The organism is Streptomyces thermolilacinus SPC6, assembly GCF_000478605.2.
GTDB lineage: Bacteria > Actinomycetota > Actinomycetes > Streptomycetales > Streptomycetaceae > Streptomyces > Streptomyces thermolilacinus.
The window spans coordinates 1810498-1833806 of record NZ_ASHX02000001.1; the positions used below are offsets into that span (position 1 = coordinate 1810498).

General features: G+C 73.1%; 12 protein-coding genes and 1 pseudogene. 6 read left to right on the top strand and 7 right to left on the bottom strand.

Annotation, left to right across the window (positions count from 1 at the left end; all coding sequences use genetic code 11):
- Positions 1-108 precede the first annotated feature (108 nt).
- Entirely contained in the window at positions 109-6273 is a 6165-nt protein-coding gene (locus tag J116_RS07390; protein WP_051203682.1) for a DNRLRE domain-containing protein, read from the bottom strand.
- Between the two features lie 240 nt (positions 6274-6513).
- Here J116_RS07390 and J116_RS07395 point away from each other — a divergent pair, with 240 nt between their 5' ends.
- The gene (locus J116_RS07395; protein WP_069818290.1) at positions 6514-7680 is read left to right on the top strand and encodes a sensor histidine kinase; all 1167 of its coding nucleotides are present in this window, start codon (positions 6514-6516) and stop codon (positions 7678-7680) included.
- A gap of 293 nt (positions 7681-7973) precedes the next feature.
- On the opposite strand, the gene J116_RS07400 is transcribed toward J116_RS07395, so the two are convergent.
- The 4 genes from J116_RS07400 to J116_RS07415 form a co-directional block, all read right to left on the bottom strand.
- Positions 7974-8480, bottom strand: coding sequence for an ATP-binding protein (locus J116_RS07400; RefSeq protein WP_028963788.1), 507 nt, complete (start codon positions 8478-8480; stop codon positions 7974-7976).
- A gap of 312 nt (positions 8481-8792) precedes the next feature.
- Entirely contained in the window at positions 8793-9560 is a 768-nt protein-coding gene (locus J116_RS07405) for an enoyl-CoA hydratase/isomerase family protein (protein WP_023586458.1), read from the bottom strand.
- Positions 9561-9646: 86 nt separating this feature from the next.
- Entirely contained in the window at positions 9647-10903 is a 1257-nt protein-coding gene (locus tag J116_RS07410) for a L,D-transpeptidase (RefSeq protein WP_028963789.1), read from the bottom strand.
- 352 nt (positions 10904-11255) lie between these two features.
- The gene (locus tag J116_RS07415) at positions 11256-12524 is read right to left on the bottom strand and encodes a L,D-transpeptidase (protein ID WP_028963790.1); all 1269 of its coding nucleotides are present in this window, start codon (positions 12522-12524) and stop codon (positions 11256-11258) included.
- A gap of 311 nt (positions 12525-12835) precedes the next feature.
- Here J116_RS07415 and glgX point away from each other — a divergent pair, with 311 nt between their 5' ends.
- From glgX to J116_RS07430, 3 genes are all read left to right on the top strand, one after another.
- On the top strand, positions 12836-15043 hold the full coding sequence (gene glgX / locus J116_RS07420; protein ID WP_023586461.1) for a glycogen debranching protein GlgX: 2208 nt from the start codon (positions 12836-12838) through the stop codon (positions 15041-15043).
- Positions 15044-15144: 101 nt separating this feature from the next.
- Positions 15145-16959 (top strand): ABC transporter ATP-binding protein, encoded by a 1815-nt coding sequence (locus tag J116_RS07425; protein ID WP_023586462.1) that lies wholly within the window; start codon positions 15145-15147, stop codon positions 16957-16959.
- Positions 16956-18851 carry an ABC transporter ATP-binding protein gene (locus tag J116_RS07430; protein ID WP_023586463.1) on the top strand — a complete coding sequence of 632 codons (1896 nt, stop codon included), beginning with the start codon at positions 16956-16958 and terminating at the stop codon, positions 18849-18851. The genes J116_RS07425 and J116_RS07430 overlap by 4 nt, the downstream gene beginning before the upstream one ends.
- 63 nt (positions 18852-18914) lie before the next feature.
- Here J116_RS07430 and J116_RS07435 read toward each other — a convergent pair whose 3' ends face one another.
- A complete protein-coding gene (locus J116_RS07435) occupies positions 18915-19259 on the bottom strand; it encodes a hypothetical protein (protein WP_023586464.1) in 345 nt (114 codons plus the stop codon).
- Between the two features lie 22 nt (positions 19260-19281).
- Entirely contained in the window at positions 19282-20178 is an 897-nt protein-coding gene (locus J116_RS28375; protein WP_023586465.1) for a serine hydrolase domain-containing protein, read from the bottom strand.
- Between the two features lie 245 nt (positions 20179-20423).
- Between J116_RS28375 and J116_RS30815 the strand changes: the two are divergent.
- Both J116_RS30815 and J116_RS07445 read left to right on the top strand, forming a co-directional pair.
- Positions 20424-20576 (top strand): annotated as a pseudogene (locus J116_RS30815) (short-chain dehydrogenase/reductase); the annotation flags it as partial.
- Between the two features lie 449 nt (positions 20577-21025).
- A complete protein-coding gene (locus J116_RS07445; RefSeq protein ID WP_023586466.1) occupies positions 21026-23074 on the top strand; it encodes a M4 family metallopeptidase in 2049 nt (682 codons plus the stop codon).
- Positions 23075-23309: the final 235 nt, after the last annotated feature.

Here is a 23309-nt window from a genome sequence, read left to right on the forward strand (position 1 = left end):
GCCGGACGTCGCGACGCCCGGCCCGCCCCGGTGTCGGCCGCCGTCCGGCGCCCGGGCCGAGAAGGGCCCGGGCGCCGCGACGGAGGACCGTCGGTGTGGGTCGTCGGCTCAGCACCGCTTCCGAAGGTAGCGGTACGCGCCGTAGGCGCCGCCGAAAGCGGTCGAGTAGCTGACCCAGCGGGCGCTGGACTTGAACGAGCCCGCGAGGGCGCCGAAACCGGCGTACGTGCCGACGCAGCGGCCCAGGTGCCGCAGGCCGCCGCCGGGACGGCGGTGCGACCGGTGGCCGCGGCTGCGGTTGATCTGGCGGTGCAGCCTGCGCGTGGACTTCTGGAACCTGCGCAGCGAGCGGAACGCCCGGTAGCCGGTCCTGGCCGCCTTGTACACCTTGCGGCAGTGCTTCCAGCAGGCCCAGCCCGCGCGGGCCGCGGCGATGGCGATGGGGATCCACCGGCCGTCCAGGTCGAAGTTGTTGACCGGGTCGCCGTAGCCGTACTCGTACGGGTTGGCGCTGCCGCCGTAGACCGGGTCGTTCGACAGGAAGCGGCCGGTCACCGGGTTGTAGAGCCGCACGCCCATGAGGGTGAGGCCGGTGAGGGTCTCACTGGACCGCTGCTTGGCGCCGAGCCACGCGTAGCGCGCCGTCGCCTTGCCGGGACGCGGGTTGCCGTACTCGTCGCTGTCGAGGGCGACCGGGGCCTCCCCCGCGTCGAGCGGCAGTTGCAGCGCGATGTCGCCGTGCACGGTGGCGAGCTGGAGCACGGTGCCACCGGTGGCGCCGGTGGTCGCGGCCAGGTCGCCGCCGAGGGACTCGACGTTGCGGGTGACGGCGCCGGTGGCGGTGTCCTCGGTGATCCACCGGGGAGCGTCCTCGTCGCCGTCGTAGTGGTTGACCTTGGCGGCGGTCCGCGTCCAGGTGCCGCCCGCGTTGCTCTCCACGGTCCAGGAGCGGAAGCGGAGCGACGGGTCGAGCGCCCAGGTCTGCCGCTCGGCGCCGGCCGTCTGCTGGTGCACCAGGTCGTTGGCGTGGTAGCCGATGGTGGTTCCCGGCAGGGCGGTGGTGCGGCCGAACGCGTCGTACGTGTAGCCGGAGGCGATGAGCCGGTCGGCGCTGTCGTACGTGTACGTGGCGGTGGTGCCGCCGCTCGTCGGGCAGTCGGCGCCCGGCTCACCGGTGGCCGTGGTCAGCGCCTTGCGGTTGGAGCGGATGTCGAAGGTGTACGAGCGGCGCGTGCACACCAGGTCCACGGTGTCGTCCACCGTCACCAGACGGCCCGCCTTGTCGTAGCGGAACGTCTGCCCGGACCAGCCCGCGTGGGTGCTGACCCGGCCGTGGCCCTCGTAGGTCACGGCGTCGGTGTAGAGGGACAGGCCGTCGCTGTCACGGGTGTAGACCCGGCTGACAGGGGTGCCGGTGGTGTCCTCGGTGACGGTCAGGGTGTAGCCGCCGGGCAGCTTCTCGGTGGCGAGGGAGCCGTCCGCGTCGTAGGTGGCGCGGAAGGTCCCGGCGACCGAGTCGGTGCGGGCGGTGGCCAGACCACGCGGTTCGGCGGTGTGGTCGTACGTGTAGGTGACGGTGGAGGGAACCGAGTCGGTCTCCTTCACCTTGCGGTCGAGCAGGTCGTACTCGACGGTCGTGGTGCCGCCGTCGGCGTCGGTGTACTTGATGAGGCGGCCGAGCTTGTCGTACGCCTTGGTGATCGTGCCGGCGGTGGGCGAGGTGATCTTGACGATCTCGCCGCTGGCCGGGTCGTACTCGGTGGTCGTCGCGGGGACCGCCTGGCCGAGGCCGCCGGTGACGGTCTCGGTGCTCTTGCGGCCGGCCGCGTCGTAGGTGGTGGTGGTCGTGCGGGTGACGCCGTTCACCTCGTCGGTGACCTGGGCGGGGTTGCCCCAGCGGTCGTACTCGGTGGTGGTGTTGACCAGCTTGTTCGGGTGCGTTCCGCCGCCGGTGATGTCACCGGCCGGGCCGGTCCAGCAGGGCTGGTCGGCCCACTCGGGGCGGCCCTGGCACCAGCCGGTGCCGGTCGCCGACCAGTAGGTGGTGACGCGGCTCGCGGCGTCGGTTCCGGTGCCACCCGGCAGCACCTGGGAGGTGACCCGGCCCTGGGCGTCGTAGCCGGTGGTGGTGGTGATGTTCTTGCCGCCGGGATCCTTGATGGTGAGGGTCGGCAGGCCCTTGGCCCAGTCGTACTGGGTCTCCTCCAGCTCCTTCTCGCCCATCACGGAGTAGTAGTCGCGCACCCGCACGCCCTTGATGGTCAGGGTCGGCTGGTGGCGCACCTTGGCGGTGCCGTCGGTGGGGCGGCCCTCGTCGTACTCGTTGACGGTCCAGGCCCGCGCGGGCACCGAGGTGCCGGCGTTGACCAGGACGGTCGTGCCGTCCTTGAGGTCCTCGGTCAGGTCCACCCGGCGGATCGGGCCGAACTCCTCCGTCTTGAGGACGCCGGAGTCGTCGTACAGGGACGTGGTGGACAGCAGGTGGGCCCGCTCGCCCGCGGACATCTGGATGATGCCGAGGTCGGTGAGGGCGGCCTTCTGCTCATCGGTGGTGCCGAGGGCCAGCGCCCGGTTGGCGGCGGTCAGCTCGCGCACCACGTTGCCGTGACGGTCGTGCTCGGTGGCCGTGATGTGCCCGCCCGGGGTGGCCGTGTTGACGGTGCGGCCCGAGGCGTTCAGGTACGTGATGGTGGCGCGGGTGTAGGCACCGGCGGCCAGGTCGGCGCCCGAGTGGGAGGCCGGCACGGAGTCGGCCGGGAACACCGCGGTGGCGTCGGTCGGGGCGTCGCTCTGGCCCCACTTGAGGACGTCGGAGGCGCCCATGGCGTGCGGCGCCTTGGTGCCGGTCAGCGGGACGCCGTAGACGACGCTGGTGACGGCGGTGCCCTCGACGGTGTCCGCGGTGCCCTGCTTGAGGGCGTCCCGGGAGACCTTCAGCAGCATGCCGTCGCCCGGCGCGGAGCCGACCCCGGCGTTGCCGTAGGTGAGGGTGTACGGGAGCTGGCCCTTCTCCTGGACCCAGGTGACGCGTCCCTGGTAGTAGGCGTACTGGGTCTGGGTGGCCTGGCTGAGCCGCGGGTCCCACTGCTGGCGCAGGGCGCCGGTGGAGTCGTAGCGGTACTTCGCGACGGCCGTGGCCGTGGAGGCGGCGGCGCCGGGGCTGGTGAGCCAGATCCGGATCTCGCTGACCTGCCCGGCGTAGTCGCCGAACTCGGCGGTGGTGGCGGTGCCGGTGGCGGTGGTGGTCGTCGCGTAGACGAACTCCAGCACCCGGCAGCCCTTGGTGGCGGGGTCGGTCTCACAGGCGGCGGTGGTGGCCGCCGACGTGGGCGCGATGACCCGCTTGGGCCTGGCGAGCTTCTTGCCGTCCACGGTGACGGTCTCGGAGACCACCTTGGTGGTGGAGTTGCCGAGGCCGTCCTCCAGCACGCTGGACACCTGCCAGGTGGTCGCGGCGGCGTCCGGCTTGGTGAAGGTGGTGACCGTGCCCTCGGAGTCGGTGAGGGTGAAGCTGCCGGTCACGCTGCCCTTGAGGGTGAGGTCCTCCGAGCCGGGCTCCGCGACCCAGCCGGTCTTCGCGGCGTTCGCGGTGAAGTGCAGCGCGTCGCCCTCCTCCATCACCACGTCGACGGCGGTGTCGGAGATCCGGCGCAGATGGCTGTAGTCGCTCTCGGCGACCTCGGCGAGGGTGCCGGACACCCACTCCTTGCCGAAGATGGGCGCCTGGCCTTCCTGCGTGGCGCCCCGGTTCGGGGTGCGCGAGGAGAGGCTGCGGGTCACGGACATGCCGAACAGCGACACATCGGTCTCGGAGAGCGTGAAGTTGCCGTTCAGCAGGTTGACCGTGCCGGGGCCGATCTCGCTGGTGGTGGCGCCTTCGGCGTTGCGGTCGATGACGGCGGTGAGCGGCTGGGTGCTGCGGGAGGCGCTGTTGGGCCCGGTGAAGTCGGCCTTGATCTGGATGGTGCCGTCGGGGTCGACGGTGTCCGTGGCGTTCCAGACGAGCGGCGCGTTCTTGCCGTTCACCAGCGGTACGGGCCAGGCGCCGAGCGCCGTGCCGCCCGAGGTGACGTGCGCGGGCGGGATCGGCGTCCACGCGTCGGCCTCGGAGCGCCGCCAGGAGAAGGACACCTTGTCGTACGTGCCGGCGGCGGCCTCGGCGACCAGCGGGAGACGGCGGGCCGTGCGCTCGCCCTCGGCGGGCTGGACGAAGCCGCCGGGCCCGGCGTGGAACACGTACGAGGCGGCCTCGGACTTGTTGTCGGCCTTGTCGACGGCCCGGACCTGGAGGGTGTGGGTGCCGTTCTTCGGCGGGGTCACGGAGATCGCCTTGGGCGTGCTCGCTCCGCCGGTGGCGACCTTGGTCCAGGTGACGCCGTCGAGGGACCACTCGAGCCAGTGGTGGTCGGCGGCCGGCGGGGTGACGGTGAACGTGCCCGGCTGGCCCTCGCCCTTCACCCACTGGCCGGTCGGGTAGTCGGTGGAGGTGATCGCCGCGGGCGCGGAGGGCGCCTTGGTGTCGACGGTGAACAGCCGCCAGGCGGACCAGCCGGTGTTGTAGTGGGTGCCGTCGTAGGGGGACGTGCGGAACTTGTACGTCCTGCCCTCGGTGAGCACCCCGGCGGGCACGGTCACGCTCGCGGCCTGCCCGGACGCGACGTACTTGGAGACGAGGACGTCGCCGACCTGGGTGTTGGTGGCGTTGTCGAAGATCTGGAAGGTGCCGTTGACCTTGTCACCGTCGGCGTCCGTGAAGGTGTCGCGGAGCGTCGGGGTGAGGGTGTTGGCGACGTAGGTGCCGCTGTACGAGAAGAACGGCGGTCCGGCTTCCTGCTTGGTGCCGGTCTTGGGCCGGAAGTTGTAGTTCACGACCAGCTTGGGCGGGTTCGACGCGGCGTTCGCGGAACGGACCTGCTTCCACTGGGTGGTGGAGGCCGACGGGGCGCGCAGGCCCATGTGCGAGCGGGTGCTCTTGGCGGACGCCCACTTCTGGACGAGGCTCGTCACATCGGCGTTGATCCAGCCGTCGCCGCCGCAGTTGTCGCGGCCCTTGGTCTCGGTGGAGCTCGCGTACTGCTCGATCCAGGTCGGCTGGGTGCCCCAACGGCTGGAGGTGGAGGCGGCGCCGGTCTCCCAGACGGTCCAGGCGGCACCGGTGCAGTCGGTGTTGCCGGAGTGGGTGTTGTACAGGCTGAGCTTGGCGTTGGAGACGAGGGCGTCCCGGACCGGGGAGGTGTCCCAGGTGATGAAGGACCGGGCGTAGCGGCTGGAGCCGTCGGGGTTGGTGGTGCCCGGGTTGCCGAGCCAGAGTTCGGTGCCGGTGGACTTGTCGGTGGTCTCGCCCTCCTGGACGTACGTGTCGAAGACGTTGCCCAGGGAGGAGGTGGACGGGTCCACGGTGACCGGGTACTTGGTGGCCGGGTCGGCGAGGAACTTCGCGTCGGGGGTGACCACCAGGTCGATGGTGGAGCCCTTCTGCTCGACCTTCATCGACACCGGCACCTGGCGGGTGTGCTCGCCGGAGACGGGGTCGGTGGTGGCGTCCCACATGACGGGGGCGGGCATGACGGCCCGCCTGGTGTTCTTCCGGTCGGTGAACAGGACGCTGCCGTCGGGCTGCGGCTTGGCGGTCAGGCCCTTCGCCTTGAGGGGCAGGGTGTACGAGTAGCCCTCGCCGGGCCGCTGGTTGATGCGGACGTACTGCTCGAAGCCGGTCCTGGTGGCTTCGACGATCACGTCGGCGCCGGGCAGGGCGCCCGGGTAGGTGGCGCGGGTGCCGTTCAGGGTGGGGGCGGGCAGTCCGCCCTTCCACTGGAGGGTGATCTGCTCGTCGCCCTCGCCGAGGGTGACCAGGTCGCGCGGGGCGGCGGAGCGCGCCGCGGCGAGGCTGCCCGGCAGAGCGCCGCCCTTGCCGCCGAGGCGGAGCCCGTTGGGGTGGGCCTTGGCGGCGATCGTGCCGCCGGCCTGCTGGAGGGTGACGTCGACGTTGGTCCACTTGCCTCCGCGCTCGAACCGTATGGGTCCGGCGGAGAGTTCGGTGGTGAGCGTGCCGTCCTTGTTGACCCACGTGGTGGAGGTCTCGGTGCGCTCGGACAGCGCCTCGACGCGCTTGCCGTGCAGCTTGGCGGCGACCTTCGCGGAGGCGATGTCCGCGGCCGCGTCGGGGCCCTTGGGCTTGGCGGGCGCGGTGGGCACCTCGGCGGGGGGACGCTTGACGGCCACGGCGGTGCCGCTTCCCGAGACGAGCAGTCCCGTCTCGACGGCCAGCGCCATCGCGGCGACGATCGCGACCCGGGTCAGGACGCGTCTGCGGCGTTGCAGGACGACGGCCGAACCCTCCCACTCCTCGCGGGGAGGTATGTGCTCTGGCATGGTTCGCCACTTTCTGTTGATGGATCATGAACCTGGCGGGATGAAAACACCGCTCGTCACTGCTGAGGAGTGAGATCTTCACGTTGCTCCTGTGGTGTGAAGGGCACGACTGCCGGTGCTCAGGGGAGGGGGTCAGGAGTGATGGCTCCTGCGGGGAAGTGGAACGCGCCGCCGGGCGTGCGGTGGGGCCTGGCGGGCCTGGCGTTGCTGGTCGCGGGCTCCGCCGCCACGGCCGCCGTGGAGGAGGGTGTGGCCCTGGGGGGCGGGTGGGAACTGCTGGCGGGGCTGCCGCTGGTGGTGGTGGTCGCGGTGCTGACGCTGGTCCAGTGCGAGCCGCCGCCGCGCCGGGTGCCGTACGGCTGGCGGCTGGCGCTGCTGGGCGTCCAGGCCGTGTTGACGTATGTGCTCGTCATATCGCTGCCGGGGAGCTGGCTGGGGCTTTCGGGGCTGCTGGCGGGCGCGGCGCTGTGCGCGCTGCCTCCGCTGCCGGGGAGTGTGCTGGCGGTGGCGGTGGCGGGGAGCGGTCCGCTGCTGGTGGCGGCGGGGTGGGTGGCCGCGCCGCCGGGCGGTGGTGTGGCGGCGGCCCTGCGGGCGGTGGTGACGGCGTGCGCGGTGTGTACGGTGGCGCGGCTGGCGATGGTGGTGGCGCGGGTGCACGGGGCGCGGGAGCAGGCGGCGCGTCTGGCGGCGCAGCGGGAGCGGCAGCGGCTGCGGCGGGACCTGCACGATCTGGTGGGCTCGTCGCTCGCGGCCATCGCGGTGCAGGCGGAGTCGGTGCTGCGGGCCGGTCCGCCGGGCGGCGCGGGGGTGGAGGAGCTGCGGCGGGCGCTGGTGACCGCGGTGGGGCTGGCCCGGCGGGCCCACCACGACGTACGGGTGCTGTGCGACCCGGAGGAGGGCGCCGTGCCCCTGCTGGACGAGGTGCACCAGGCGAGCCGGGCGTTGAGCTGTGCCGGTCTCGCCGTCCGGGTGGTGGCGCCTCCCGCGGTGGAGGCGGACGCGGCGGTGGTGGAGTGCCTGAGGGCGGTGCTGCGGGAGGCGGTGGCCAACGTGCTCCAGCACAGCCGGGCCACCCGGTGCGCGATCGTCCTGGAGGCGGGAGCGGCGGGGGTGCGGCTGGTGGTGCGCAACGACGGGGTGGCGCCGCCGGGCGGGGAGAGGCCGCGCCGGGGGACGGGTCTTGTGGGGCTGCGGGCGCGGGTGGGTGCGCTGGGCGGGGTGTTCGGCGTGGACACGGACGGGGGGACGTTCACCGTGTCGGCGGTGTTCCCCAGCGACCCGACCGAGATCCCAAGAGCGAGCGAATAAACAGCCAATTCGATAGTCATTCATGGTTTGACAGGCGTGTCGCCTATTTCACCAAGGATTCATCAGTGAAATGTCCGAGATGTCCAAATATGGGCCACTCTGGAGGTTTGGCGGCAAGGCCGCCCGTCTGCCATAGTCGGTGACACGACCCCCCTCGACCCGGGCCAGGTCGTCCACAGCGCCGTCGGACACACCCCTCCTCGTCCACGGCGCTCCTCTCAGAAGCCCCCGCGACGCCCACCACGGCGACAGGGGGCTTCTGTGCGTCCCCGCATCCCCGGTCGCGGCGGCGGTCAGCGGTCGGAGACCCGCATCTCGAACCAGGTGTTCTTGCCGCGCGGCAGCAGGTCCACGCCCCAGCGGTCCGAGAGCTTGTCCACGAGGAACAGCCCGCGCCCGCTGACGTCCATGGGCCGTACCGGCATCAGACAGGGCAGGCCGCGCGACGGGTCGCGTACGTCCACTCGGATCCGGCCACCTCTGCGCCGCGTCATCCGTAACCCGAACGCCCGCGCGCCCGTGTGCCGGACGGCGTTCCCGACGAGTTCGGAGACGAGGAGGATCACGTCCTCGGCGATCTGCGGGCCGAGCCCCCAGGTGCGCATGACGACGCACTGGGCGAGCCGACGGGCGATCGCGGCGGACTCGGGGCGGGAGGGCAGCCGCACCTCTTCCACGGTCGGATCGCCGTACAGTTCGAGGGCCTTGAGGGCCTGCTCGTCATCCGCGGAGGGTACCCATCTCGCCGCGGTGGCCCCGCCGTGCTGCCACGGTCGCTCCACACCATCCAGCCCCGCCATGCCCACCATCATGGCCGTCCGGCGCGGCCCGCGGGGCGGTTCCGCGGGAATCCCGTCGGCGGCGCCGGTGCCCCCGAGGGCCGCCGAGGGCATATGCCAGCGGCATTGGAGATTCTCCGTACCCACCCTGACCTGCGGTGACGGAGCACGCCCCCCGGGTGCCGGAGATGGCTGACTTAGGGCGCCCTAACGGTTCCCTGAGGGGGCCTTAAACCACACGGACGGGGGAATTCGCCGCGGAGGTGTTTCGCACCCGTACTTCCCCGTCCCGAGGGACCCGTCAGCGCCCCCGGCACCCCGGGGGCGGGTGGCTCAGACGAACTTGGCCTTGCCCGGGCCCTCCTCGACGAAGCTGCGCATGCCGCGCTCGCGGTCCTCGGTGGCGAAGAGGCCCGCGAACCAGTTGCGCTCGATGGCCAGGCCCGTGTCGATGTCCGTCTCCAGACCGGCGTCCACCGACTCCTTGGCGGCGCGCAGCGCGAGCGCCGGGCCCTGGGCGAGCTTGGCGGCCCAGGCGTGGGCCTGCTCGTACACCTCGGCGGCGGGGACGACCCGGTCCACCAGGCCGATCGCCAGGGCCTCGTCGGCCTTGACGTGACGGCCGGTGAAGATGAGGTCCTTGGCCTTGGAGGGGCCGACGAGACGGGCGAGGCGCTGCGTGCCGCCCGCGCCGGGGATCAGGCCCAGCAGGATCTCGGGCTGGCCCAGCTTCGCGTTGTCGGCGGCGATCCGGAAGTCGGCGCAGAGCGCCAGCTCGCAGCCGCCGCCGAGCGCGTAGCCGGTGATCGCGGCGACGACGGGCTTGGGGATGCGGGCGACGGCGGTGAAGGAGTCCTGGAGGGCCTTGCCGCGCAGCACCATGGCCGCGTGGTCCATGACCTGCATCTCCTTGATGTCCGCTCCGGCGGCGAACACCTTCTCGCCGCCGTAGACGACGACGGCGCGCACGTCGTCGCGGCCCGCGGCCTCCTCGGCCAGCTCCTTGAGCCGGTCCTGCGTGGCGATGTCCAGCGCGTTCATCGGGGGGCGGTCCAGGCGGATGGTGCCGACGCCCGCGGAAACTTCGAGAGTCACTGTCATACGGGGCAGGTTAGCCGTCGTTAACGGCTCGGGGACCGGTGCGGTTGGTCACAGCACCGGTCCCCGAGGCGGAATTCACCGTTCGGCTACTTGGTCCACTCCGACCACGGCATGTTCCAGCCGTTGAGGCCGTTGTCCGGCTGGATCTGCTTGTCCTTGGAGTTCTTCACGACCACCACGTCACCGATGATCGAGTTGTTGTAGAACCACGCGGCCGGGGTCGAGCCGTCGTACGCGCCGCGCACATCGCGCAGGCCGACGCAGCCGTGGCTGACGTTGGCGGAACCGAAGGTGCCCGGGGACGCCCAGTAGTTGCCGTGGATGAAGGTGCCCGAGGTGGACAGGCGCATCGCGTGCGGCACGTCCTTGATGTCGTACTCGCCGCCGAAGCCGACGGTCGCGCCGTTCATCCGGGTCACCTTGTACTTCTCGCTGATGACCATCTGGCCGTTGTACGTGGTGGTGGCCGGGGCGCCCGCGGTGATCGGGATCGTCTTGAGGGTCTTTCCGTCACGGACGACCGTCATCGTCTTGGCGCTCGCGTCCACGGTGGAGACCTGGCTGCGGCCGATGGTGAAGCTGAACTTCTTGGCCTGCTTGCCGTAGACGCCGGGGCGGCCCTCGACGCCGTCCAGGTTCAGCTCGACGGTCACCTTGGTGCCGGGCGCCCAGTACTTCTCGGGGCGGAAGTCCAGCCGGTCGTTGCCGAACCAGTGGCCCTCGACGGGCACGGCCGGGACGGCGGTCACCTTGATGCCGGCCTCGACGGCCTCCGGGTTGGTGATGCCGCGGGAGAAGTTGATGGACACCGGCATGCCGACGCCGACCGTCTGGCCGTCCTCGGGCGTGTACTGGCCGATGAACGTGTTCTTCGGTACGAGCGTCGTGAACGTCGTGTCCTTGGCGGACTCGCGGCCCGCCGCGTCCTTGGCGACGGCGTGCACCTTGTACTTGGTGGCCGCCGCGAGGTGCCTGACCGGCTGCCAGCTGGCGCCGTCCGCCGACAGGGTGCCCTCGACGGGCCGGCCCTTGGTGTCGGTGACGGTGACCGTGGTCAGCTTGCCCTTCTCCGCGGTGACCTTCAGCGCGCCGCTCGTCGCCACCGAGTCGGCGCCGTCCTTCGGCGTGACGGTGACGACGGCCTCGGACGCGGCGTTCGCCACCTGCCCCGAGCCGTTCTTGCCCGGTGCGCCCTTGTCGTCCTCCGCCGGGCCCCCGCCACCGCACGCGGTGACGAGCAGCAGCAGCGTTCCGGCGACCACGGCCAGCGGACCCCTGCCCCGGCCTCGCCGGGCCCGCGCCGCGACCCCGGCCGGCGCCCCCGATATCGGCTGCCCCTTCACGATGAACACTCCCCTCGCACGGCCACCGGCACCGCCGTGGCCTGCACCCCCGCGCGCTGCACCCGCGCGCACCGCGCTAGATAATCACACCGGAAGCGGCACGGCGCACACCGGATTGTCACCGTTCGGTCCCAACTCGTTCACACGGCAACTTTCCGGGCTCCAGGCGTGCCTGACGCGGCGCAAGGGGCTGCGGGGGCGCCGGATCCGCGCGGGTACGGCACCGTCACTCGCGGGGGCCGCGCACGGGTCCCGCGGGGCCCCACGCCCGCCGCCCGCCAGGCCAGCGCCCGGGCCTCCTGGCGGTCAGCGCCCGGGGCCGGCGGCGGTCAGCGCCCCGCGCGCGTGGCGGTCAGCGCAGGGCCGAACCGGCCTTCCAGCGGGCCCAGCCCATGTTCCAGCCGCCCAGGCCGTTGTCGGGAGCCACCTTCCGGTCGCGCGAGTTGACCACCTCGACGACGTCCCCGACAAGGGTGCGGTCGAAGAACCAGCCCGCCGGGGACTCGGCGCTGCCGCCCTTCACATCGCGCAGCCCGACGCAGCCGTGACTCACGTTGGCCGCGCCGAACACCGACGGCCCGGCCCAGTAGTTGCCGTGCAGGAAGGTGCCGGACTCGGTCAGCCGCATCGCGTGCGGCACGTCCTTGATGTCGTACTCGCTCTTGCCGCTCGCGTCCTTGAAGCCGACCGTCGCGCCGTTCATCCTGGTCACCTCGTACAGCTCGGTCACCACCATCTTCCCGTTGTACGTGGTCGTCTCAGGGGCCCCGGCCGTGACGGGCAGCGTCGCCAGGAGGCGGCCGTCGCGGCGTACCTCCATCGTGTGGGCGGCCGCGTCGACGCGGGAGACCTGCGAGCGGCCCACCGTGAAGGACACGGTCCGCCGCTGGATGCCGTACACGCCGGGCGCCGCCTCCACGTCCCGCAGCCGCACGTCCACGGTGACCCGCGTGCCGGACCGCCAGTACCGCTCGGGGCGCAGGTCGAGCCGTTCGTCGCCGAACCAGTGGGCGGCGACCTCGACGGGCGGGTCGGCGGTGACGCGGATGGCCCGCTCCACGGCGGCACGGTTTCGCACGGGCCGGTTGAAGCGGAACGAGACGATCATGCCGGTGCCCACCGTGGCCCGGTCCTCGGGCGCGAAGTACCCGATGAAGCGGCTCTCCGGTACGAGGGTGGTGAACGTCGTGTGCCGGGCCGAGCGGCGTCCGCGCCCGTCCACGGCGACGGCGTCCACCGCGTACTTGGCGGCGAGCGCCAGCCGCGTCCCCGGCCCGGGCCGCCAGCTCCGCCCGTCGGGCGCCACCGCGCCGGGCACCTCGGCCGGCTCCGCGTCCTGGACGCGGCGCACCCGTACGGACTCCAGCCGCCCGTCCGGGACCCGCACCTCCAGGCGGCCGTCCGGCGGCACGCCCCGCGCCCCGTCGTCCGGGGTCACCCGGATCGTGTCGGCCTCCCGCGCCGCCGCACCCTTCCCGCCGCCGAAGCCACCGAAGGGGCCTGAGCCCCCGGAGTCGCCGAAGAGGCCGCCCGCGCCGCACCCGGCGAGTCCGGCCGCCACCGCCGCCCAGGCCATCGCCGCCGCGACGCCGAGCCCTGCCCGTTTCCCTACGTTTCTCACAGTTCGTCCAACGACGGGCGAGGGCGGGGGAAACGTCTGTACGGGTCGTGTCGGGCCCGCCCCATGTTGGGAGCCGGGCAGTCCGGGCAGAACACGGGGAGGACCGGATCGGGGCGGACGGGAGCCCGGGACCGGTCGCCGGACGAGCCGCGGGAGGCCGGCAGGTGTCGAGCGCAGCCGAGCAGAGGCCAGTTCAGGGTGCCCTCCAGGGGCCGCTCCAGGATTCCCCGGGGCCGGTTCCAGGGGTGCCGGACGCACACTCCGGGGTACGCCGCGCAGGACCGGACGGGTTACGCCGCGGGACCCGGGCGGTGACGCACACCGGCCCCGGAGCCGGTACGGGCGCGTCCTCGCCCCCGCCGCCACCCGTGTGGCCGGGGTCGCCGACACCGCTCGGCGCCCGCTTCCGCCCCGGCCCGGACGGGGTGGCGGGCACCAACTTCGCGCTGTGGGCGGGCGGCGCCGAGGCCGTCGAGGTGTGCCTCTTCGCACCCGACGGCACCGAGACGCGGGTGCCGCTGACCGAGCTGACCCACGAGATCTGGCACGGCTTCGTGCCGGGCGTGCGGCCGGGCCAGCGGTACGGCTACCGGGTGCACGGCCGCTGGGACCCGTGGACCGGCGCCCGCTGGAACCCGGCGAAGCTGCTCCTCGATCCGTACGCCCGCGCGGTGGACGGCGACTTCGACCGGCTCCCGCCGGAGGTGTACGGGCACGTACGGGACTGGCCGGACCAGCATGTCGCCGACACGGTCCGCGACGACCGCGACTCGGCGCCGTACGTGCCGAAGGGCGTCGTGGTGCACGACGAGGCGCCCGGCGACGAGTGGACCGACGACCGCAGGCCCAAGACCCCGTGGGCGGACTCCGTCATCTACGAGCTCCACGTACGGGGCTTCACCCGGCGCCACCCCGGCGTCCCGGAGGAACTGCGCGGCACGTACGCGGGCCTCGCGCACCCCGCGGCGGTCGAGCACCTCGTACGGCTCGGGGTGACGGCGGTGGAGCTGCTGCCGGTCCATCAGTTCGCGCACGAGGACCATCTGCTGCGGCGCGGGCTGCGCAACCACTGGGGCTACAACTCCATCGGCTACTTCGCCCCGCACGCCGCGTACGCCGCGACGGGGACGGGCGGGCAGCAGGTCGGCGAGTTCCGGCGGATGGTGCGGGCGCTGCACGAGGCCGGGATCGAGGTGATCCTCGACGTCGTCTACAACCACACGGCGGAGGCCGGCGAGCTGGGCCCGATGCTGTCGCTGCGCGGCATCGACAACCGGGGCTACTACCGGCTCCAGCCCGACGCCCGCCGGTACGCCGACTACACGGGCTGCGGCAACACGCTGCACGTCGTGCAGCCGCAGGTGCTGCGGCTCATCACGGACTCGCTGCGCTACTGGGTCACGGAGATGGGCGTGGACGGCTTCCGCTTCGACCTGGCGGCGGCGCTGGCCAGGTCGATGCACGACGTGGACATGCTGTCGCCGTTCCTCGCGGTGATCGCGCAGGACCCGGTGCTGCGGCGGGTGAAACTGATCGCCGAGCCGTGGGACGTGGGCAGCGGCGGCTACCAGGTGGGCGCCTTCCCGCCGCTGTGGACCGAGTGGAACGACCGGTACCGGGACGCGGTGCGGGACTTCTGGCGCGGCGCCCTGCCCGACGTACGGGACCTCGGGTACCGCCTGTCGGGGTCGAGCGACCTGTACGCGTGGGGCGGGCGCCGCCCGTACGCCTCGGTCAACTTCGTCACCGCGCACGACGGGTTCACCCTGCGGGACCTCGTGTCGTACGAGCGCAAGCACAACGAGGCGAACGGCGAGGACAACCGGGACGGCACGAACGACAACCGCTCCTGGAACTGCGGCGCCGAGGGCGAGACCGGCGACGAGGCGGTGAACGCGCTGCGCCGCCGCCAGATCCGCAACCTGCTGACCACGCTGCTGCTGTCCACGGGCGTGCCGATGCTGGTCGCGGGCGACGAGATGGGCCGCACCCAGGGCGGCAACAACAACGCGTACTGCCAGGACAACGAGACCGGCTGGTTGGACTGGTCGCTGCTGGAGGAGCCGTGGGCGCGGGAGCTGCTGGCGCTGTCCCGGCGGCTGCTGGCGCTGCGCCACGCGCACCCGGTGCTGCGGCGGCGGGCGTTCTTCTCGGGCCGCCGGCAGGGCGCGGACGGGCTGCGGGACCTGGCGTGGTTCACGGCGGCGGGCGCGGAGATGACGGAGGGCGACTGGTACGCGCCGGCCCGGACGATCGCGTTCTACCTGTCGGGGCGGGACATCCCGGGGCGCGACGAGCGGGGCCGGGCGATCGTGGACGACAGCTTCCTGGTGATCCTCCACGCGGGTGACGGGCCGCTGGAGCACCGGCTGCCGGGGCCGCCGTGGGCGGAGGAGTACGAGCTGGTCGTGGACACCTCACGGGAGGAGCAGGACGAGGCACCGGGCGTGATGTGCCGGGGCGGCGACCCCGTGACGGTACCGGCCAGGTCGGCGCTGCTGTGGCGGGTGGTCGCGTGAGCGGGGCTCGTGGCCGCGTGAGCGGGGCGGGGTGAACGCCGGGGGCGTTCGGCGGAAAACCATGTGAGCGATGTCAGTGGTGAACCCTACTCTCGGTCCTGATGTCTGCCTCCGCTCTCGCCCCCTCGCGTCCCGTCGCCCCCAAGCGCTCCGTCGTGCGCTCGCTGCTGCGGCTGTGGCCGTATCTGCGGCCGGTGCGGGTGCGGTTCTGCACGGCCGCGTTCGTCGCGGTCGTCGCGTCCTGTCTGAGCCTGGTCATCCCGCTGGTGCTGAAGTGGATGGTGGACGGTCCCGTCGCCGCAGGTGACCCGGGCGGCGTATGGCTGGGGGCGCTCGCCGTACTGGGGCTCGGGGTGGCCGAGGCGCTGCTGTTCGGGCTCCGGCGGTGGCTGGTGGCGCGGCCCATGACGGCGGTCGAGGCGTCCCTGCGCGCGGATCTGTACCGGCGGTTGCAGCGGCTGCCGGTGGCGTTCCACGACCGGTGGGCGTCGGGGCAGCTCCTCTCGCGCGGGACGACGGACCTGTCGCTGCTGCGGATGTTCCTGGTGTTCCCGCTGACGTTCCTGTTCGTCAACGGGGTGACGGTGCTGGCGGGCTTCGTGGTGCTGCTGGCTCAGGACTGGTCGCTGGGGCTGGTGCTGCTGCTGCCGGTGGTGCCGTTGATCGTGGGCTGTTCGCTGTTCGAGACGCGGTACTCGAAGGTGGCGCGCCAGGCGCAGGACCAGGTGGGCGACCTGACGACGGTGGTCGAGGAGAGCGTGCTCGGCATCCGGGTCGTGAAGGGTTTCGGGCGGCACCGCAGCCAGGCGCGCGCGTTCCGGGTGCTGGCCGAGCGGCTGCGCGGCACGGAGCTGCGCAAGGCGCGGCTGCTGGCGGCGATCTGGGCGTTCATCACGACCGTCCCCGAGCTGGCGATCGGCGCGGCGCTGGTGCTGGGCACGGTGCAGGTGGCGGACGGCGACCTGTCGGCGGGGACGCTGGTGGCGTTCCTCTCGACGGCGCTGGCGCTGCGGTGGCCGGTGGAGTCCATCGGCTTCCTGCTGGCGATGAGCCAGGAGGCGGCGACGGCGACGGAGCGGTACTTCGAGGTGATGGACCAGCCGGAGGAGGTCGCCGACCGGGCCCCGGCCGCCGTGGCCGCGGGGCGGGAGGCTCCGGGGCGGAAGGCGCCGGGCGGGGTGGTGTTCGAGGGGGTGACCTTCCGCTACCCGGACGCGCCACCGGGCTCGCCGCCGGTGCTGCGCGGAGTGGACCTGCACATCCGGCCGGGCGAGACGCTGGCCCTGGTGGGGGCGACGGGCTCCGGCAAGACGACGCTGACGGCGCTGGTGCCGCGCCTGTACGAGCTGACGGAGGGGCGCGTCCTGCTGGACGGCGAGGACATCGCCGAGATGCCCAGGGAGCGGCTGCGGTCGCTGGTGTCCGTGGCGTTCGAGGAGCCGACGCTGTTCTCGGCGAGCGTCCGGGACAACGTGCTGATGGGCGCGGGCCCGGAGGCGGGCGACGTGGAGCTGCGGCGGGCGCTGGACGTGGCGCAGGCCGGCTTCGTGGCCGACCTGCCGCAGGGGGCGGCGACCGAGGTGGGCGAGCAGGGCCTGAGCCTGTCGGGCGGTCAGCGGCAGCGGCTGGCGCTGGCGCGCGCTGTGGCGGGCCACCCCAGGTTCCTCGTTTTGGACGACCCGCTGTCCGCGCTGGACGTGCACACGGAGGCGCTGGTGGAGGCCGCCCTGCGGGAGGTGCTGCGGGACACGACCGCGCTGGTGGTGGCGCACCGGCCCTCGACGGTGCTGCTCGCCGACCGGGTGGCGCTGCTGTCGGAGGGCAGGATCGCGGCGGTCGGGACGCACCAGGAGCTGCTGCGGACCAGCGCCGAGTACGCGTGGCTGATGTCGGGCGCGGAGGACGGGAAGCGATGACGGCTCAGGACCAGACGCTGGACGAGCGCGACGCGCCCCGGCACACACCGGAGGCCAAGGCAGCCCCGGAGGGCGCCGGGGAGCCGGACGGGCGGGACCCGTTCGACCGGGACGCGCTGCCGACACCGAAGGGCGCGACGGGGGCGCTGCTGCGGTCGCTGCTGGCGCCCCGGCGGGCGTGGGTGGCGCTGTCGGCGCTGCTGCTGCTCCTCCAGCAGGCGGCCGTGCAGGCGGGCCCGCTGCTGGTGGCGTACGCCATCGACCGTGCCGTACCGGCGCTGCGCCAGGGCGACCACGGGCCGGTGGTGGCGGTGGCCGTCGGGTACGGGCTGTGCGCGCTGGGCGCCGGGCTGTTCCAGTACGGCTTCATCGGCGCGTCCGCGCGGGTCAACCAGGATGTGCTGCTCGACCTGCGGGGCCGGATCTTCCGCCACGCGCAGGCGCTGAGCGTGGACTTCCACGAGCGGTACACGTCGGGGCGGCTGATCTCGCGTTCGACGACCGATGTGGAGTCGCTGCGGGAGCTGCTGAGCGAGGGGCTCCAGGAGCTGATCAACGTGGTGCTGTCGTTCGTCAGCATCTCGCTGATCCTGCTGTGGCTGGACTGGGGCATCGGCGCGGTCGCGGTGGCCTCGTTCGTGCCGCTGTACCTGCTGGTGCAGCTGTACCGGCGGCGGGCGTCGGCCGCGTTCAGCGCACGGTCCACGGCGATCGCGGCCGTGATCGTGAAGTTCGCGGAGACGATGAACGGCATCCGGCCGGTGCGGGCGTTCCGCCGCGAGCGGTCCAACGACGAGGTGTTCGGCGCGCTGAACCACCACCACGAGCGGCGCAACGGCGACGCGATCCTGGAGATGGCCCGCTATGTGGTGGGCTCCCGGCTGGTCGCGAACACCGCCGTCGCCGGCATGGTGCTGTGGGGCGCCTACCGGGTCGCGGACGGCACGCTGGCGCTGGGCGTGCTGGCGGCGGCGGTGCTGTACATGCGGCGGCTGTACGACCCGATCGACCGGCTGGGGATGTTCCTCAACGCGTACGAGTCGGCCGCCGCGTCCCTGGAGAAGATCGCAGGCCTGCTGGCGCAGCGGCCCACCGTGCCCGAGCCCGGCCCGAAGGAGGCGCGGGAGCTGCCGCCGCGGCCGGAGGGGGCGCCGGGCCGGGAGGTCGTCTTCGAGGGCGTCAGCTTCGGGTACCGCACGGGCGGCGAGGTGCTGCCGCGCTTCGACCTGACGATCCCGGCCGGGCAGACGGTCGCGGTGGTCGGCTCGACGGGTGCGGGCAAGTCCACGCTGGCGAAGCTGCTGGCCCGCTTCTACGACCCGTCCCGGGGGCGCGTCCTCCTCGACGGCGTGGACCTGCGGGAGCTGACCACGGCGGAGCTGCGGCGCGGTGTGGTGATGGTGACGCAGGAGGCGTTCCTGTTCTCCGGGACGGTCGCGGAGAACATCGCCGTGGGCCGCCCGGACGCGACGCGCGAGGAGATCGAGCACGCCGCGAAGGCGATCGGCGCCCATGACTTCATCGCGGCGCTGCCCGACGGGTACGACACGGACGTGCGCAAGCGCGGCGGGCGGATCTCGGCGGGCCAGCGACAGCTGGTGGCGTTCGCCCGCGCGCTGCTCGCGGACCCGGGGGTGCTGATCCTGGACGAGGCGACCAGTTCGCTGGACATCCCCGGGGAGCGGGCGGTGCAGCGGGCCATGGACACGGTGCTGCACGGCCGTACGGCGGTGGTGATCGCGCACCGGCTGTCCACGGTGGAGATCGCCGACCGGGTGCTGGTGATGGAGCACGGCCGGATCGTGGAGGACGGGCCGCCCGAGCGGCTGATCGCCGGGGACGGCCGGTTCGCCGGTCTCCACCGGGCGTGGCGGGAGAGCCTGGTGGGGTGAGCCGGGGCGGTCCAGGGGGGATACGCGGTGGGCGCGGCACCGGCCGCGCCCGCGCCCGCCGCGTCAGCGGAACGTGTGGACGACCTCGATGCGGCCGACGATGTGGGCGTTGAACTCGTCCAGCTCCTCGGCCGGGACCCACAGTTCGAGGATCGTCTCGCCGCCCGCCTGCCGTACGGGGTAGCGGGAGACGAAGGCCGTGTCGATCTCGAACCGGGTGACGTATCCGACGCCGCTGTGCTTCACGTTCCAGTCGCGGGCGATGCGGATCGCGTAGTCCTCGTTGAGCACGGGGTAGAAGATCGGCTGCTCGGGGAGGCGCGGCGGCCAGGCCCGCCACTCCGCCTCGCGCACCAGGTCCAGCTCCTGGGGGCCGGTGGGGCGCCAGAGGGTGGTGGTCGGGTTCATGGCCGTACTGCTTCCTGCGGGGTCACGGGGTGTCACCGGAACCGTAGGACGGGGCCGCGGGGTCCGGCGACCGGTTTTCGGTGAGCAGGGCCGCGCCGAGCCGGTCGGTGTCCTCAGGGCGGCCGCCGAGCCGGTGCGCCAGCACCCAGTCGCCGCTGCCGGTGTCCGCCCCGGCGAAGGCGGAGGCGTGCCGGGTGGCGCCGTTGTGCCACAGCAGCCGGCCGGCGCGCTGCCACGCGGAGGCGGGTTCGCCGAACCGCCGCTCCACGAGCAGTGCGCTCACCACCGAGGCCAGCGCGCGGGGCGTCGCCCACAGGCCGCCCGCGGGCAGGATCGCGCCGTCCATCGTCCACCCGGCGCGCGTCCGGCCGAACCGGCCCCGCGCTCGCAGCGTCCGGTCGGCGGGCGGCGCGACGGCCACCTCGTCGGCGACGCCCAGCGGTTCCAGGACGTGCGCCCGCAGCAGTTCCCCGTACGGGCGCCCGGCCGCGGCGGCCAGGGCGGCGCCCAGCACGGCGTACCCGAAGTTCGAGTACTCCGTGCGCCGCCCGGGCTCGCCGGCCGCGAGCCGGTCGAGGCGGGGGAGCATCCCGGCGAGGGCCTCGGCGGTGAACGGGGCGTACGGGTCGCGGCCCGGCCCGGTGCCCGGGGGCAGCCGGGGCAGGCCGGACGTGTGGTCCATCAGGTGCCGCAGTGTGATGCCGCTCGGGGGCGCGTCCGGCAGCCACCGCTCCACCGGGTCGTCCACGCCGAGGAGCCCGGCGGCGGCCATGCGGACCAGGGCGGTGCCGGTGAGGACCTTGGTGAGCGAGCCGATCTCCACGAACAGCGCCGGGTCGTGCCCGTGTTCCACCCGGGGCTCACGGCCGGGGCGCAGCACGCACAGCGGTACGGCGGTACGGAACGGCCAGGGACTCACCGGCTGCCCTCCCGCCCGTCCAACGCCCGCCCTGCGGACGGCCGCCCGTCCACCGGCCCGTCAGGTCCGCGATGCCGTGGTGGGGTCGGCCTGCTCACTGCTGCCACTGGTGGAACCCTCTCTCGGTGTCATACGCCGCCCATGAGGACCGGATACCGCCCGCCCGGGTTCCCTCACCGCGCCCTGCGCGCCGCGTACCGCCCGCGCCCGCCACGCGGACGGGCCTTCACCAGCTGGCCCTCGACGGCCCGGCGGCGCTGGTGCGGGCGGTTCTTCCGCACCTGCGCGAGCGGCGGTCGGGAGCCGTGGTGCGGATGAGCGGCATGGGCGAGCCGATGTCGCTCGCCGGGTTCTCGGCGTACAGCGGGACGAAGTTCCGCGCCGGACATGCCGAAGGCCGGGGACGACGGGGGGGCGGCGGTGCTCGGCCATCTCGACCAGGTGCGCTCCGAGGTGACGGCGCGGGAGGAGCGGACCCGCGCCACATCGCTCGCCGACGAGACGGCCGACTGGGACCGGAACGCACCGCGTGGGCGGCCACGGACCCGAAGTCCCGGGCCACGCGCGGGCGTTAGCGGGGTGAAGGGCGCCGGGTGCGGAACGCGCCCGGCCCTCTCCCGCCGCCCGGAGGCGGCGCGGCCGCCTTTACACCGCGTTGACGTCCGGTTAACGGACTCGGGATTTCGGGCAACGGACGATTTCCGGCCAATCTTTTGACGCGCTCCTGACATGTGCCACCGCGCGGTGCCACTCTTCCCCCGTTCTTCGCAGCATGCTCCGCCAGCTCTGTTTGCACCGCCCGTGGGCCCACCCCGCCCCCGGTACCCCCCTCGCAAAGGAGTTCCGCGTGAGATCCACGCCGTCCCGTCGCGCGACCGCGACCGGCGCTCTGATCGCCGCCGCCGCCATGCTCGCCGTAGGGGTCCAGACCGGTTCCGCCACCGCCGCCGACGGACAGGGCATCCCGGCCCCCAGGAGCCAGGCCGCCGCCCAGGCCGACCCGGGCGCCCTGCCCGCCGACCTCTCGCCCGCCCAGCGCACCGCGCTCATCCGCGCCGCCGACGCCCGCAAGGCCGCGAAGGCGAAGGAACTCGGCCTCGGCGCCCAGGAGAAGCTCGTCGTCCGCGACGTGGTCCAGGACCGCGACGGAACCACCCACACGCGCTACGAGCGGACGTACGCCGGGCTGCCGGTCCTCGGCGGCGACCTCCTGGTCACCGAGAACACCTCCGGCCGCACCGAGAGCGTCGCCAAGGCGTCCCGCGCGGAGCTGAAGAACGTCGACACGACCGCCGACGTCGCCCCGGTGACGGCCGAGCGCCAGGCGCTCACCGCCGCCCGCGCGGAGGGCTCGAAGGCCACGGAGCCGGAGCGCGCCCCGCGCAAGGTCGTCTGGCTCGCCGAGGGCAAGCCCGTCCTCGCGTACGAGACCGTCGTCGGCGGCCTCCAGCACGACGGCACGCCCAACGAGCTGCACGTCGTCACCGACGCCACCACCGGCGAGAAGCTGTACGAGTGGCAGGCCGTCCACAACGGCACCGGCAACACGATGTACAGCGGCCAGGTCACGCTCGGCACCGCCCAGTCGGGCAGTTCGTACACGCTGACCGACACGGCGCGCGGCAGCCACAAGACGTACAACCTCAACCGCGGCACCTCCGGCACCGGCACGCTGTTCTCCGGCGCCGACGACACCTGGGGCGACGGCACCCCGTCCAACCTGGAGACCGCGGGCGCCGACGCCCACTACGGCGCCGCGCTGACCTGGGACTACTTCAAGAACGTGCACGGCCGTTCCGGCATCCGGGGCGACGGCGTCGGCGCGTACTCGCGGGTCCACTACGGCAACAACTACGTCAACGCGTTCTGGCAGGACAGCTGCTTCTGCATGACGTACGGCGACGGCGCCAACAACGCCAAGCCGCTCACGTCCATCGACGTCGCCGCGCACGAGATGACCCACGGCCTGACCTCCGTCACCGCCCGGCTGGTCTACAGCGGCGAGTCCGGCGGCCTGAACGAGGCGACGTCCGACATCTTCGCCGCCGCCGTCGAGTTCTACGGCAACAACGCCAAGGACCCGGGCGACTACCTGGTCGGCGAGAAGATCGACATCCGGGGCAACGGCACCCCGCTGCGCTACATGGACAAGCCGAGCAAGGACGGCTCGTCCAAGGACTACTGGTACTCGGGCATCGGCAGCGTCGACGTGCACTACTCGTCGGGCCCGGCGAACCACTGGTTCTACCTGCTCTCCGAGGGCAGCGGCGCCAAGACGGTCAACGGCGTCAGCTACGACTCGCCGACCTCCGACGGCCTGCCCGTCACCGGCATCGGCCGCGACAAGGCCGCGCTGATCTGGTTCAAGGCGCTCACCACCAAGTTCACCAGCACCACCAACTACGCGGGCGCCCGCGCCGGTACGGTCGCCGTCGCCACCGAGCTGTACGGGGCGGGCAGCCCCGAGGTGCTGGCCGTCGAGAACGCCTGGGCCGGCGTCAACGTCGGCGCGCGTCCCGGCGACGGCGGCCCCGGCGAGCCCGGCGGCAAGGTCTTCGAGAACAACACCGACGTCAGCATCCCGGACGCGGGCGCGGCCGTCACCTCGTCCGTCAGTGTCACCGGCGTCACGGGCAACGCGCCGAGCACGCTCAAGGTCGGCGTGGACATCGTCCACACCTGGCGCGGTGACCTGGTCGTCGACCTGATCGCCCCCGACGGCAGCGCGTACCGGCTCAAGAGCGCCAGCGGCAGCGACTCCGCGGACAACGTCCAGGAGACGTACACCGTCAACGCGTCCAGCGAGGTCGCCAACGGCACGTGGAAGCTCCGCGTGCAGGACACGGCCCGCTACGACACCGGCTACATCAACAGCTTCAAGCTGACCTTCCCGTAAGCCGGGAGGGACCGCACCCGTACGGCCAGGAGGCCGCCGCCCCGGAACGGGGGCGGCGGCCTCCGCCATGAACGGGCTCCTCCTCCGGTACCGGTGCGGGTCCGTCCGGTGGCCGATGCGGACCGGGACCGCAGGACGATGCCCCGGCACGGGGCGGGGCGGCAGGCTGGACCGGGCCCGTCGCCCCCCGCGTGGGGAGGGGGCGACGGCCCCCGGGCGGCCCCGGCCCCGCCGG

Coding starts and splice junctions, on each gene's coding strand:
- J116_RS07390 (WP_051203682.1), bottom strand. CDS start 6,273: ATGGCGCTGGCCGTCGAGACGGGACTGCTCGTCTCGGGAAGCGGCACC.
- J116_RS07395 (WP_069818290.1), top strand. CDS start 6,514: ATGGCTCCTGCGGGGAAGTGGAACGCGCCGCCGGGCGTGCGGTGGGGC.
- J116_RS07400 (WP_028963788.1), bottom strand. CDS start 8,480: ATGGCGGGGCTGGATGGTGTGGAGCGACCGTGGCAGCACGGCGGGGCC.
- J116_RS07405 (WP_023586458.1), bottom strand. CDS start 9,560: ATGACAGTGACTCTCGAAGTTTCCGCGGGCGTCGGCACCATCCGCCTG.
- J116_RS07425 (WP_023586462.1), top strand. CDS start 15,145: ATGTCTGCCTCCGCTCTCGCCCCCTCGCGTCCCGTCGCCCCCAAGCGC.
- J116_RS07430 (WP_023586463.1), top strand. CDS start 16,956: ATGACGGCTCAGGACCAGACGCTGGACGAGCGCGACGCGCCCCGGCAC.
- J116_RS07435 (WP_023586464.1), bottom strand. CDS start 19,259: ATGAACCCGACCACCACCCTCTGGCGCCCCACCGGCCCCCAGGAGCTG.